This is a genomic window from Microbacterium sp. 22296, assembly GCF_052045385.1.
In the GTDB taxonomy this organism is placed as follows: Bacteria; Actinomycetota; Actinomycetes; order Actinomycetales; family Microbacteriaceae; genus Microbacterium.
In genome coordinates this window covers 1-14,006 of sequence record NZ_JBQEOS010000001.1, presented here as the reverse complement: position 1 = coordinate 14,006, position 14,006 = coordinate 1, and the positions used below count along the sequence as shown (strand labels likewise).

The 14,006-nt window shown below is 64.3% G+C and carries 6 protein-coding genes and 3 rRNA genes; 2 read left to right on the top strand and 7 right to left on the bottom strand.

What is annotated here, in order from left to right; translation table 11 throughout:
• Nucleotides 1-53: 53 nt before the first annotated feature.
• The gene (locus ACTJJP_RS00045) at nucleotides 54-1,496 is read right to left on the bottom strand and encodes an MFS transporter (protein ID WP_440773029.1); all 1,443 of its coding nucleotides are present in this window, start codon (nucleotides 1,494-1,496) and stop codon (nucleotides 54-56) included.
• 126 nt (nucleotides 1,497-1,622) lie between these two features.
• Here ACTJJP_RS00045 and ACTJJP_RS00040 point away from each other — a divergent pair, with 126 nt between their 5' ends.
• Nucleotides 1,623-2,480 (top strand): helix-turn-helix transcriptional regulator, encoded by an 858-nt coding sequence (locus ACTJJP_RS00040; RefSeq protein ID WP_440773028.1) that lies wholly within the window; start codon nucleotides 1,623-1,625, stop codon nucleotides 2,478-2,480.
• A 24-nt stretch (nucleotides 2,481-2,504) separates the two neighbouring features.
• On the opposite strand, the gene hisS is transcribed toward ACTJJP_RS00040, so the two are convergent.
• Both hisS and ACTJJP_RS00030 read right to left on the bottom strand, forming a co-directional pair.
• Nucleotides 2,505-3,752 carry a histidine--tRNA ligase gene (hisS, locus tag ACTJJP_RS00035; RefSeq protein ID WP_440773660.1) on the bottom strand — a complete coding sequence of 416 codons (1,248 nt, stop codon included), beginning with the start codon at nucleotides 3,750-3,752 and terminating at the stop codon, nucleotides 2,505-2,507.
• A gap of 161 nt (nucleotides 3,753-3,913) precedes the next feature.
• Entirely contained in the window at nucleotides 3,914-4,531 is a 618-nt protein-coding gene (locus ACTJJP_RS00030; protein WP_440773659.1) for a MazG family protein, read from the bottom strand.
• A gap of 475 nt (nucleotides 4,532-5,006) precedes the next feature.
• Here ACTJJP_RS00030 and ACTJJP_RS00025 point away from each other — a divergent pair, with 475 nt between their 5' ends.
• Nucleotides 5,007-7,679: a phosphoenolpyruvate carboxylase gene (locus ACTJJP_RS00025; protein ID WP_440773027.1), complete on the top strand. Its 2,673-nt coding sequence runs from the start codon at nucleotides 5,007-5,009 to the stop codon at nucleotides 7,677-7,679.
• 92 nt (nucleotides 7,680-7,771) lie between these two features.
• On the opposite strand, the gene ACTJJP_RS00020 is transcribed toward ACTJJP_RS00025, so the two are convergent.
• The 4 genes from ACTJJP_RS00020 to ACTJJP_RS00005 form a co-directional block, all read right to left on the bottom strand.
• Complete coding sequence (locus ACTJJP_RS00020; protein ID WP_440773026.1) at nucleotides 7,772-8,371, bottom strand: gamma carbonic anhydrase family protein; 600 nt, start codon at nucleotides 8,369-8,371, stop codon at nucleotides 7,772-7,774.
• A gap of 192 nt (nucleotides 8,372-8,563) precedes the next feature.
• Nucleotides 8,564-8,680: ribosomal RNA gene (gene rrf, locus ACTJJP_RS00015) — 5S ribosomal RNA — on the bottom strand.
• A 104-nt stretch (nucleotides 8,681-8,784) separates the two neighbouring features.
• Nucleotides 8,785-11,895: ribosomal RNA gene (locus tag ACTJJP_RS00010) — 23S ribosomal RNA — on the bottom strand.
• Nucleotides 11,896-12,321: 426 nt separating this feature from the next.
• Nucleotides 12,322-13,843 (bottom strand): 16S ribosomal RNA (locus tag ACTJJP_RS00005).
• Together the 16S, 23S and 5S rRNA genes form the textbook arrangement of a ribosomal RNA operon.
• Nucleotides 13,844-14,006: the final 163 nt, after the last annotated feature.

Below are 14,006 nucleotides of genomic sequence, written 5' to 3'. Positions count from 1 at the left end.
AATGCCGGCGCGGAGCGAGCGATCGCGGGGCGGGTGACGCCGCGGAACGCGGCTCACGCGGCGCGGCGGCTCCGTGCGCGCAACGCGACCGCGAGTGCGAGTACGGCCACCGCGAGCACGACGTCGAGGGCGAGTCCCGCCAGCAGTTCGGCGCGGCCGCCGACGCCGGTGAGGGTCACGACCCCGCCGATCACGATCACGCCGAACGACAGGGCGAGCTGCTGGGCGGTGCTGAACATCCCGCCCGACAGTCCGGCGGCCTCGACCGGTACCTCGCGGACCACGAGCTGGGTCAGCGGCGAGAAGATCAGCGCTTGGCCCGCTCCGAGCAGGATGAGCGCGGGCTGCAGCCAGACGCCGACGTCGGTTCCCCACGCCAGGACGAGGGTCACGGCCATGCCGATGAGCGCGACGATCTGCAGCGAGACGCCGAGCACCAGTGTCGAATCCCCCAGCCGACTCTGCACGCGCGCGACCGTGAGAGAGACGCCCGCGAACACGACCGCGAAGGGCAGCAGAGCCATGCCGGCCTCGAGCGAGGTCAGCCCGCCCGCCTCCACCGCGCGGGGGAAGACGTACAGCAACGCCGAATACCCCGCGAAGAAGAGCCCCGCGGCCAGGAGCCCCAGCTGCAGAGGGCGCAGCCGCAGCACGCTCGGCGGGAGCAGCGGCACCCGACCCGCGCGCTCGATCGCGTTCTGGTGCCTCCACATCGCCGTCAGCGACACCGCCGCGATCACCAGCGCCGCCGCGACGGGCCACGACCAGTTCCAGACCGGCCCGAACGTCAGCGCCACGGACGCGGCCAGGATGCCGAGCCCCAGCGCGGCGGTGCCGACCAGGTCGATCGCGACGACCTCGTGCGCGCGTGAGCGCGGAGCGAGCGGGGCCAGCGAGATCGCGGCTGCGGCGATGAGGGCGACGACCACGAACACGGCGCGCCAGCCCTCGACGGGGCCGAACGACAGCGCCGCGAGGGCTCCGCCAGCGACCTGACCGACCGCGGCGCCGATGCCTCCGCTCGCCCCGAACGCGGCGATCGCGCGGGTGCGAGCGGCGCCCTGCGACGTGGCCTGGATCGTCGCCAGCACCTGCGGTGTGCACAGGGCCGCGCCGACGCCCTGCACCACCCGGGCGGCGATCAGCGTCTCGATCGAGGGCGCGAGCGCGCAGGCGAGCGCCGAGACGAGGAACAGACCCATTCCGATGACGTACAGGCGGTGCCGCCCGAAGCGGTCACCGAGTCGGCCGCCGAGGATGAGCAGGACGGCGAAGGGGATGCCGTACCCCGCGATGACGAGCTCGAGCGAGACGTCACCCGCGCCGAAGCGCTCGCGCAGCGTCGGCAGGATCACCGTCACCGCGTTGAAGGCGAACGTGCCGACGCCCGGGCCCAGCAGGAATCCGAGGTATCGCCAGGTGGCCACGTCGGTGAACGCGCCCGGGCCGATCGGCACCGGGGCGGTCCCCGTCGCGGGGTGTGCGGAGGTCGTCATGGTGCCAGCATGGAGCCCGGGGCATCCTGGTACCAGGAGTGCGCTCATCCTGGTACTGCGAGCACTCCCCACCGTCGCGCGCGATGTCGCACGGCGAATCTATGATCTCGGGAAGGAAGGGATGCCGTGACTCGATCCGATGACGTCCGCGCCGAGTTCGCGGGGTTCCTGCGCAGCAGACGCGCGCGGTTGCGCCCCGCCGACGTGGGGCTCCCGGAGGGAACGCGTCGCCGTGTCGCCGGCCTCCGCCGCGAAGAGGTCGCTCAGCTCGCCGGCGTCGGCCTCACCTGGTACACCTGGCTCGAGCAGGGCCGCCCGATCGCGGCCTCCACCCAGGTCGTCGCCGCCATCGCCCGTGCGCTGCGGCTCAGCGACGACGAGCGCGACCACCTCTTCGCCCTGGCCGACCTCCCCGTGCCGGACCGTGAGGCGCGAGTGTGCGTCGGGGCCGCCCACCTCGACCTGCTCGAGAAGCTCCTGCCCTATCCCGCGGCCGTGCAGACCGCGCGCTTCGACATCCGCGCGTACAACCGCGCCTACCGCTACCTCTTCGACGACCTCGACGAGATGCCCGCCGACCGACGCAACTGCGCTGTGCTGCTGTTCACCGACTCCGAGTGGCAGCGTTCGCACGTCGACCTCGACCACGCCCAGCGTCGCATCGCCGCGCGTCTGCGCGCCGCGTACGGCCGCCACCACGAAGAGCCGTCGTGGCAGCGGTTCATCGCCGAGCTCGAGGAGCAGTCCCCGCGCTTCGCCGAGCTCTGGCGCCTGGGCGACGTCGGCGGCGAGCGCAACGCCGACAAGCACCTCGTGCACGCCCGCGTCGGCGAATTGCACCTCGAGATGTCGAGCCTGTGGATCGACGACGGCCTCGGCTCGCGCGTGGTGTGGTTCTCGCCCCGGGATGCCGAGACGGCAGCGCGCCTGGAACGCCTCGCGGCCGAGAGTCCCGCCGAGGCGTTGATCAGCGCGGTGGCGTGACCCGACCCCGGCGGTCGGACCCGCTCAGTCGAGAGGCTTCAGTTCGAGGGTCTCGACCGTGGTGCCGGCGTTCACGCTCGCGAACGACGAGTAGCCGTCAGCCGCCGAGCGCTCGAGCAGCGCCTTCATGTTCTTGGCCCGCTGCTCGACGCGCACGCGCGCGCCCCGCGCCACGAGGTGGGCCTTGAGGGCGAGCAGTTGAGGGAGAGCCACATCGCGGTCGTGCACGAGCACGATGGACCGCTCGCCGTCAGCATCCGTGTCGGGAAGCAGGTCGACGAGTCGCTCGAAACCGATCGAGAAGCCCACGGCCGGCACCGGCTGACCGAGGAACCGCCCGATCATCCCGTCGTAGCGACCGCCCCCGCCGAGGGAGTAGTCGACGCTCGGGTGGGCGAGTTCGAAGATCGTGCCGGTGTAGTAGCCCATGCCCCGCACGAGGAACGGGTCGAACACGAGGGGCGCCTCCGCACCCCGGGCGGCCGCGACGGTCGAGCCGAGGTCGACCAGGTGGGCGACGACCTCGTCGGGGATGCCGTCGGGCAGCGCCGCGCGAATGCCGGCCTCGTCGAACGACGGGGAACCCGCGGGACGCTCGAGATAAGCCGCGAACGCGTCGACGGCATCTGCGCCCGCGCCACGGTCGCGCAGTTCCGTCACGACGCCGGCCGGGCCGATCTTGTCGAGCTTGTCGATCGTGATGAGCACCCCGGGGCGCTCGGCGGGGGCGAAGCCGAAGACGTCGAGCATCGCGTCGAGCAGACGGCGGTCGTTGACGCGGATCGAGCCGCCCTCCAGCCCCAGGGCGTCGAGCACGTCGAGGCTCGCCGTCATGAGCTCCGCCTCGGCGCGGGCGGAGGGGTCGCCGATCACGTCGATGTCGCACTGCACGAACTGGCGGTAGCGACCCTTCTGCGGGCGCTCAGCGCGCCACACGGGCGCGATCTGGATCGCCCGGAACACCGTCGGAAGCTGGGCGCGGTGCGTGGCGTAGAAACGCGCGAGCGGCACCGTCAGGTCGTACCGCAGGCCTAGGTCGGCGAGGGCGGCCGGATCATCGGCCGCGGCCCGGATTCCCTCGGCATCCATCCCCCGCTTCAGGATGCTGAACGACAGCTTCTCGTTGTCGCCGCCGATGCCGGCGTGGAGCCGGTCGTAGTCCTCCATGACGGGCGTCTCGATCTCGTCGAACCCGTGAGCGCGGTAACGCTCGCGGATGACGGCGAGCACGCGCTCGCGACGGGCCTTGTCAGCGGGGAGGAAGTCGCGCATGCCGCGCGGCGGGTTCACGGATGCCACGGATCCATTGTTCCAGGCTCCCGGCGGTACCCCGCGCGGGCTCGAGTTCACACGTTCCGCACGAGACCACTCGTTCCCGCCCCACCGCCTCGTATCGCCTCGTCCCGATCGTGTGCCCTCGCGGGTCGCGGAGATCAGCCGACCGAAGAGACCGCGTCCCCCTCCGCCGCGCGCACGTCGGTACGCAGCGTCCGGAGCCGCTCACGCAGAGCGCGTTCGGCATCCCAGCCGTGCTCGCGAGCGAACTGCACCAGCGTCAGCAGCGCATCGCCGAGTTCGGTCTCCGTCTCAGGATCAGCGAGGTGGTGCGAGGGGGCGGACACCCCGACCTGCGCCGCCTTGCCCACGAGCTTCTGCGCGAGGGCGAGCGAGGGCATGTGCTCACTCACGCCGTCGAGCACGCTCGTGCGCTCTCGCTTCTCGGACGCCTTCGCGGCGTTCCAGTGGACGAGCACCTCTTCCGGTGTGGATGCCACGGCGTCCCCGAACACGTGCGGATGCCGGCGCACCATCTTCTCGGTGAGCCCCCGCGCGACGTCGTCGATGTCGAACGGCTCGTCGGCATCACCCGATGCGATCTCGGCGTGGAACAGCACCTGCCACAGCAGGTCGCCGAGTTCTTCCCGCAAGTCGGATCGTGTTCCGGTCTCGACCGCGTCGATCACCTCGGCGCTCTCCTCGACCAGATAGGGCACGAGGTCGCGATGGTCGATCTGCTGCGTCCACACGCACCGTTCGCGCACGGCGCGCATGGTGGCGGCGGCCTCTCGCAGGGCGTCGTCGCTCACGGGATCTCCTTCCGCGACCCGCGGCGCCCGGCATCCACCGGTCTGCGGGAAACGCTCCCCCGAGTATGCCTCGCGTGCTGCTTCCTCCGGCGAGCCGAGTCGGATCCGGGGCTGCCGCAACCCATCCCGCGCTCGTGGCGGACCCCGCTGGCGCGACGTGCACACCGGATCACGGCGGGCCGCCGCGCGGGTTTCTTCCGCTCGAAGAGTCTCCGTGTGTCGAGACGAACCCGGGAGCGCCCGCCGCCGACGTCGGAAAAGTTCGCTCGGAGATCCGGCCTCGGTCGTGCACCGATCGCGATCCGTCCCCCAGACCGGAGAATCTCCGCCGCGCGGCGCGCCACCGAAGCCGCCCCACGGCTCCTCCCTACGCCCTCTACGGGGACCAGCTCGCCGACGTGTCATCTGCGCGCAACGCGACGCGGATAATCTTGGCCGTGTGCGTGATCTGACCCCGACCGAGGCCATCGACCTCGTGGGCCGCTTCGAAGCCGGCCAAGAGCTCCCCGAGCAGATGCGTGCCGACGTGCGCCTGCTCGGATCATTGCTGGGCCGTGTTCTCCGGGAGAGCGGCTCCCCCGGCCTGTACGACGACGTCGAACGACTGCGTTCGGCGACGATCCAGGCCTACACCGACGAGACGTCCGCCGCATTCGAGCGGGCGGCGGCCATCGCCGACGACTTCTCGATCGAACGGGCCGACGAAGTCGCCCGTGCCTTCACGGCGTACTTCCATCTCGTCAACCTCGTCGAGGAGCACCAGCGCGTGCGCGTCCTGCGCGAGCGCGGTGACCAGCCCTCCCGCAGCGGGATCCCCGACACGATCGCCAGCGCCTTCGAGCGGCTGTCGAGCGAGGTCGGCGAAGAGACCGCCCTCGCGCGTCTCCAGGCCCTGCGCTTCCACCCGGTCTTCACGGCTCACCCCACCGAGGCTCGACGCCGGGCGATTTCGACGAGCATCCGACGCCTGTCGGAACTTCTCGGCGAACGCGACGGGGCGGGCGAGAACGCGGCCGAGACGCGCCGCACCGAGCGCCGCATGCTGGAAGAGATCGACACGCTCTGGCGCACCGCGCCCCTCCGCCGCGAGAAGCCGTCTCCCGTCGACGAGGTGCGCTCGGTCATGGCCGTCTTCGACGAGACGCTCTACACGGCCGTACCGCACGTCTACCGCCGCATCGACGACATCCTCCAGGGCGAGAACGCGGGTTCTCGCGCGCCCATCGTGAAGCCGTTCGTCCGGGTCGGTTCATGGGTCGGCGGAGACCGTGACGGCAACCCGTTCGTCACGGCATCAGTAACCCGCAAGGCAGCCTCGATCGCGAGCGAGCACGTTCTCCTGGGCCTCGAGCGCACCGCGCTCCGCGTGGGACGGGGTTTGACCCTGGATGCCGGCACCACCCCGCCCAGCGACGCTCTCGTTGCGCTGTGGCACCGCCTCCGTGCCGCCGACGAGGACGCAGCAGCAGAGATCGCGGAGCGCTCCCCCGAAGAGCCGCACCGTCGGATCCTGTTGCTGCTCGCCCGGAAGATCGCCGCGACCCGCACTCGAAACGCCGATCTGGCGTACCGCGACCCCGAACACCTGCTCGCCGATCTGCGAACGGTGCAGAATTCCCTCGTGGCCGCCGGCGCCGCGCGGCAGGCGTACGGTGCGCTGCAGAGACTGGTGTGGCAGGTCGAGACGTACGGCTTCCACCTCACGGAACTCGAGGTCCGCCAGCACTCCGCGGTGCACCGCAAGGTCCTCGAGGAGCTTCGCGCCGGCGGGCAGCGCAGCGAACTGACCGACGAGGTGCTCGAGGTCTTCCGCTCCATCGCCTACGTGCAGGAGCGCTTCGGACCCCGCGCGGCCGGACGCTACATCGTCTCGTTCACGCAGTCGGCCGAGGACCTCGCGAACGTGCACGAACTCGCCTTGCACGCGATGGGCCCGGGTGAGACGCTCCCCGTGCTCGATGTGATCCCACTCTTCGAGACCTTCGCCGATCTGCAGGCGGCTCCCGGAATCCTCGCCGAGATCATCACGCACCCCTCGTTCGTCAGTCGGCTGGATGCCACCGGGCGCCGCCTCGAGGTCATGCTCGGCTACTCCGACTCCTCGAAGGACGTCGGCCCCGTCGCCGCAAACCTCGCACTCTACGAGGCCCAAGCGCAGATCTCGACCTGGGCTGCGGCCGAGGGCATCGAACTGACGCTCTTCCACGGCCGCGGTGGCGCGCTCGGTCGAGGAGGCGGACCCGCCAACTCGGCCATCCTCGCCCAGCCGCCGCACTCGGTCGATGGTCGCTTCAAACTCACCGAGCAGGGCGAGGTCATCTTCGCCCGCTATGGCGATCCCGACATCGCGATGCGCCACATCGACCAGGTCGCGGCGGCGGTGCTCACGGCGTCCTCCCCCTCCATCGAGCGGCGCAATCGAGGTGCGGCCGACGCCTTCGCGGATGTCGCCCGCACGATGGACGTGGCCTCGCGCGAGCGCTTCTTCGCCCTGGTGAAGGCCCCCGGCTTCGCGCCGTGGTTCGCCACGGTCACGCCGATGGAGGAGCTCGGGCACCTGGCGCTCGGTTCGCGTCCCGCGCGCCGAGGTCTGTCGGTCGAGTCGCTCGAAGACCTCCGCGCGATCCCGTGGGTGTTCTCGTGGACGCAGGCGCGGATCAATCTCGCGGGGTGGTTCGGTCTCGGCACGGCACTCGACGCGGTCGACGACGAGCAGCGTCTCCGCGAGGCCTACGAGCAGTGGCCGTTGTTCCGCACGATGATCGACAATGTCGCGATGAGCCTCGCCAAAGCCGACGAACGTATCGCCCGACGCTACCTCGCGCTCGGCAACCGAGATGACCTCGCTCAACTCGTCATGGACGAGATGCTCCTCACTCGCTCGTGGGTCGAGCGCATCACGGGCGGTGACCTGCTCGGCAACAAGCCCGTTCTGCAGCGAGCCGTGAAGATGCGCAGCCCCTACGTCGACGCCCTGTCGCTCCTGCAGCTGCGGGCGCTTCGCGCCCTCCGCGATGCGTCGCCCGAGTCGGAGATCCCGGATACCGAGCAACAGCGTCTGCTGCTGTTGTCGGTGAGCGGTGTGGCGGCGGGCCTGCAGAACACAGGTTGAGTCCCCGTCGAACCCGTGACGCGCCGTCGCCCGAATGGGTGGCGGCGCGTCGCCGTTTCCGAAGCGTCGACGGCGTTAGTCGACACGAACCGTCAGTCGAGACGACGGTCGGACGAATGACGGGCCAGGCTGCGGCCATAACGCTCGGTGAGCTGCACCATCAGATCGGGAGTCTCGCGGTCGAGTCCGAACACGTAGCCGGGGAAGTCGAGCTCCTTCTGAGCAGCCCAGATCTGCTCATGACGGTCCGGCGGCAGGATGAGCAGCGGGTCGCCGACCGCCACCCATGAGATCGGAACGACGGTGCCCCTCGGCAGCACGGTGCGCACGTGGACGACGGCATTGATGCGGACCTCACTGCGATCGCCGATCTGGGCTCCGTTGAACACCCGGGTGCCGGTGGCGAGGAACACCTCAGCACCGATGTCGGCGCCCGCGACACTCGCCATCGGACCGATGAGGGTGTGCCGCCCGACATGCACCGCGTGAGTGGAACTGGCCCGAACGAGGGCGTTCTCCATCACGATGGTGTTCTCCCCCAGGACGACGGGACTGCCCTCCGCCGTGACGACCGCACCGTGGAGGACCTGACACCCCGCCCCGACCGTCACGTCTCCGCTGATGACGGCCGTAGGCGCGACGACGGCATCGGGATGGATACGGGGATCGGCCCCGAGGTGGCTGAATCGCATGGCGGAGTCCTTCCATCGATGCGGTCAGCGTAGCGCCGACCCTCCGGCCGAGCGACGGTGAACGTGCAGCCGGGTACGACGGTGCGCTGGTGTGGACCCACGGGGGTGGGGATCACGCACCAGCGCATCGTATTCGTGCCCGTAAATGCGAAATGGCCACCCAGCGTTGGGTGGCCATTTCGACTAAAGGAAGTCCGGCGGTGTCCTACTCTCCCACAGGGTCCCCCCTGCAGTACCATCGGCGCTGAGAGGCTTAGCTTCCGGGTTCGGAATGTGACCGGGCGTTTCCCTCTCGCTATGGCCGCCGAAACACTATTGATGTGTTCGTAAACCAACAACGATATTTCATTGTTGTGTTGTTCTCGACCGTACATCGAGAACCACTCAGTGGACGCAAGCACCAAAAACGGTGTGTTATCAAGTCATCGGCTTATTAGTACCGGTCAGCTTCACGTATTACTACGCTTCCACATCCGGCCTATCAACCCAGTAGTCTGGCTGGGAGCCTCTCACCCGTAAAGGGTATGGAAGTCTCATCTTGAGGCCGGCTTCCCGCTTAGATGCTTTCAGCGGTTATCCATCCCGAACGTAGCTAATCAGCGGTGCTCCTGGCGGAACAACTGACACACCAGAGGTTCGTCCAACCCGGTCCTCTCGTACTAGGGTCAGATCCTCTCAAACTTCCTACGCGCGCAGCGGATAGGGACCGAACTGTCTCACGACGTTCTAAACCCAGCTCGCGTACCGCTTTAATGGGCGAACAGCCCAACCCTTGGGACCTACTCCAGCCCCAGGATGCGACGAGCCGACATCGAGGTGCCAAACCATGCCGTCGATATGGACTCTTGGGCAAGATCAGCCTGTTATCCCCGAGGTACCTTTTATCCGTTGAGCGACAGCGCTTCCACAAGCCACTGCCGGATCACTAGTCCCGACTTTCGTCCCTGCTCGACCTGTCAGTCTCACAGTCAAGCTCCCTTGTGCACTTACACTCGCCACCTGATTGCCAACCAGGTTGAGGGAACCTTTGGGCGCCTCCGTTACATTTTGGGAGGCAACCGCCCCAGTTAAACTACCCACCAGGCACTGTCCCTGAACCGGATCACGGTCCTAAGTTAGATATCCAGAGTGACCAGAGTGGTATTTCAACAATGACTCCACACTCACTGGCGTGAATGCTTCACCGTCTCCCACCTATCCTACACAAGCCACACCGAACACCAATACCAAGCTGTAGTAAAGGTCACGGGGTCTTTCCGTCCTGCTGCGCGTAACGAGCATCTTTACTCGTAATGCAATTTCGCCGAGTTCGCGGTTGAGACAGTTGGGAAGTCGTTACGCCATTCGTGCAGGTCGGAACTTACCCGACAAGGAATTTCGCTACCTTAGGATGGTTATAGTTACCACCGCCGTTTACTGGGGCTTAAATTCTCAGCTTCGCCTTGCGGCTAACCGGTCCTCTTAACCTTCCAGCACCGGGCAGGCGTCAGTCCGTATACATCGTCTTGCGACTTGGCACGGACCTGTGTTTTTAGTAAACAGTCGCTACCCACTAGTCTCTGCGGCCACCACACCCTTTCGGAGCAAGTCCTAATAAGTGGATGGCCCCCCTTCTCCCGAAGTTACGGGGGCATTTTGCCGAGTTCCTTAACCACGATTCTCTCGATCTCCTTGGTATTCTCTACCTGACCACCTGAGTCGGTTTGGGGTACGGGCGGCTTGAACCTCGCGTCGATGCTTTTCTCGGCAGCATAGGATCACCCACTTTTTATCCGCATCGTGTCTCAGCCTCAATGACTCCCGGATTTGCCTAAGAGTCGGCCTACGCACTTGCACCAGGACTACCATCGCCTGGCTTGGGCTACCTTCCTGCGTCACACCTGTTAATACGCTAACCGCACCAGCATGGGGTCGAGCGTTCGCCAAGACGGCTTCACCCCGAAGGGATCCATCCATTCCTGGTTAGGACTCTTAGCACCACTGGATTAGCTTGGGCGGTTCTTCGCCGGTACGGGAATATCAACCCGTTGTCCATCGACTACGCCTGTCGGCCTCGCCTTAGGTCCCGACTTACCCAGGGAAGATTAGCTTGACCCTGGAACCCTTGGTCTTTCGGAGGACGTGTTTCTCACACGTCTTTCGCTACTCATGCCTGCATTCTCACTCGTGTAGCGTCCACGGCTGGGTCACCCCGCCGCTTCACTCGCCACACGACGCTCTCCTACCCATCAACACGGCTGGACCACGAAGGCCTACCAAAAATGTCAATGCCACAACTTCGGTGGCGTGCTTGAGCCCCGTTACATTGTCGGCGCGGAATCACTTGACCAGTGAGCTATTACGCACTCTTTCAAGGGTGGCTGCTTCTAAGCCAACCTCCTGGTTGTCAAAGCAACTCCACATCCTTTCCCACTTAGCACGCGCTTAGGGACCTTAGTTGGTGGTCTGGGTTGTTTCCCTCTCGACTATGAAGCTTATCCCCCACAGTCTCACTGCTGCGCTCTCACTTACCGGCATTCGGAGTTTGGCTGACGTCAGTAACCTTGTAGGGCCCATCGGCCATCCAGTAGCTCTACCTCCGGCAAGAAACACGCAACGCTGCACCTAAATGCATTTCGGAGAGAACCAGCTATCACGAAGTTTGATTGGCCTTTCACCCCTATCCACAGCTCATCCCCTCAGTTTTCAACCTAAGTGGGTTCGGTCCTCCACGACGTCTTACCGTCGCTTCAACCTGGCCATGGATAGATCACTTCGCTTCGGGTCTAGGACACGCGACTGAATCGCCCTATTCAGACTCGCTTTCGCTACGGCTACCCCACTCGGGTTAACCTCGCCACGTATCGCTAACTCGCAGGCTCATTCTTCAAAAGGCACGCTGTCACCCCTACTAAGGAGGCTCCAACGGTTTGTAAGCAAACGGTTTCAGGTACTATTTCACTCCCCTCCCGGGGTACTTTTCACCTTTCCCTCACGGTACTTGTCCGCTATCGGTCATCTGGGAGTATTTAGGCTTATCAGGTGGTCCTGACAGATTCACACGGGATTTCTCGGGCCCCGTGCTACTTGGGATACTCTTCACGCCAAGAACAGGCATTTCGACTACGGGGTTCGCACCCTCTATGACCGGCCATTCAAAACCGTTCGTCTATACCCTCTTGTCACGTCGACTGCTCGGCAGAACAATCAGAAAAGTCCCACAACCCCCAACGTGCAACACCTGCCGGCTATCACACACGCTAGGTTTAGCCTCTTCCGGTTTCGCTCGCCACTACTCACGGAATCGCTTTTGCTTTCTCTTCCTGTGGGTACTGAGATGTTTCACTTCCCCACGTTCCCTCTACCCGCCCTATATATTCAGGCGGGAGTCACCAGGTACGCACGCGCCCTGGCGGGGTTTCCCCATTCGGACACCCTCGGATCAAAACTCGCTTATCAGTTCCCCGAGGCTTATCGCAGATTGCTACGTCCTTCTTCGGCTCCAGATGCCAAGGCATCCACCGTTTGCTCTTAAAGACTTGAAATCACATGAGTTGAATCGTCAAAAAATTGACTAATGATCTTTAAGATCATCTTCACGACACAAACCCGAAGGCTCATGTCGAAGATGCTCGCGTCCACTGTGTAGTTCTCAAAGTACGGGCGGAACCCACCCCAGCCACCGAAACACCGGCACCAGAACAGGCCCAAGAGGAACAAACACCAACCACACCAGTCCGAAAACCAACGCGATCAGCGCCCGGCCCCTCAGGACCCAACAGCGTGCATGTGACAGAAACTTCGAACCCGGATCATTCCAGTGGCAAGCCACGTACTAAACCCAGAAACATCGTCCCCGACACCCAGTCAAATGTTCCACCCATGAGCTACCAGCAACACACATCCGGTGTTGAACTGGCGCCTGGACACCCACAATCCCGAAAGACCATGAGATGCCAGATGCTCCTTAGAAAGGAGGTGATCCAGCCGCACCTTCCGGTACGGCTACCTTGTTACGACTTAGTCCTAATTACCGATCCCACCTTCGACGGCTCCCTCCACAAGGGTTGGGCCACCGGCTTCAGGTGTTACCGACTTTCATGACTTGACGGGCGGTGTGTACAAGACCCGGGAACGTATTCACCGCAGCGTTGCTGATCTGCGATTACTAGCGACTCCGACTTCATGAGGTCGAGTTGCAGACCTCAATCCGAACTGGGACCGGCTTTTTGGGATTCGCTCCACCTCACGGTATTGCAGCCCTTTGTACCGGCCATTGTAGCATGCGTGAAGCCCAAGACATAAGGGGCATGATGATTTGACGTCATCCCCACCTTCCTCCGAGTTGACCCCGGCAGTATCCCATGAGTTCCCACCATTACGTGCTGGCAACATAGAACGAGGGTTGCGCTCGTTGCGGGACTTAACCCAACATCTCACGACACGAGCTGACGACAACCATGCACCACCTGTTCACCAGTGTCCAAAGAGTCCCGTATTTCTACGGTGTTCTGGTGTATGTCAAGCCTTGGTAAGGTTCTTCGCGTTGCATCGAATTAATCCGCATGCTCCGCCGCTTGTGCGGGTCCCCGTCAATTCCTTTGAGTTTTAGCCTTGCGGCCGTACTCCCCAGGCGGGGAACTTAATGCGTTAGCTGCGTCACGGAAACCGTGGAATGGTCCCCACAACTAGTTCCCAACGTTTACGGGGTGGACTACCAGGGTATCTAAGCCTGTTTGCTCCCCACCCTTTCGCTCCTCAGCGTCAGTTACGGCCCAGAGATCTGCCTTCGCCATCGGTGTTCCTCCTGATATCTGCGCATTCCACCGCTACACCAGGAATTCCAATCTCCCCTACCGCACTCTAGTCTGCCCGTACCCACTGCAGACCCGAGGTTGAGCCTCGGGATTTCACAGCAGACGCGACAAACCGCCTACGAGCTCTTTACGCCCAATAATTCCGGATAACGCTTGCGCCCTACGTATTACCGCGGCTGCTGGCACGTAGTTAGCCGGCGCTTTTTCTGCAGGTACCGTCACTTTCGCTTCTTCCCTGCTAAAAGAGGTTTACAACCCGAAGGCCGTCATCCCTCACGCGGCGTTGCTGCATCAGGCTTCCGCCCATTGTGCAATATTCCCCACTGCTGCCTCCCGTAGGAGTCTGGGCCGTGTCTCAGTCCCAGTGTGGCCGGTCACCCTCTCAGGCCGGCTACCCGTCGACGCCTTGGTGAGCCATTACCTCACCAACAAGCTGATAGGCCGCGAGCCCATCCCAGACCGAAAAATCTTTCCAAACATGACCATGCGATCACATCTCATATCCAGTATTAGACACCGTTTCCAGCGCTTATCCCAGAGTCCAGGGCAGGTTGCTCACGTGTTACTCACCCGTTCGCCACTGATCCACCAAGCAAGCTTGGCTTCACCGTTCGACTTGCATGTGTTAAGCACGCCGCCAGCGTTCATCCTGAGCCAGGATCAAACTCTCCGTAAAAGAAAAAAACCACAACACCGGGAAAACGATGCCGCAGCGAGTTCGAAACTGACCAAAGAGAAAACATCATTACTGACGAATCCATAATGCCAACCCCCGGAAGGGCTGGTCTTTGATCCAAAGGAATTTCTCGCAATCCAACAAAAGTCAGACCGACGAGGAA

Excerpts from the sequence above, each read along its gene's own strand:
- ACTJJP_RS00020 (WP_440773026.1), bottom strand. The coding sequence starts at position 8,371 with ATGCGATTCAGCCACCTCGGGGCCGATCCCCGTATCCATCCCGATGCC.
- ACTJJP_RS00045 (WP_440773029.1), bottom strand. The coding sequence starts at position 1,496 with ATGACGACCTCCGCACACCCCGCGACGGGGACCGCCCCGGTGCCGATC.
- hisS (WP_440773660.1), bottom strand. The coding sequence starts at position 3,752 with ATGCGCGACTTCCTCCCCGCTGACAAGGCCCGTCGCGAGCGCGTGCTC.
- ACTJJP_RS00030 (WP_440773659.1), bottom strand. The coding sequence starts at position 4,531 with ATGCGCGCCGTGCGCGAACGGTGCGTGTGGACGCAGCAGATCGACCAT.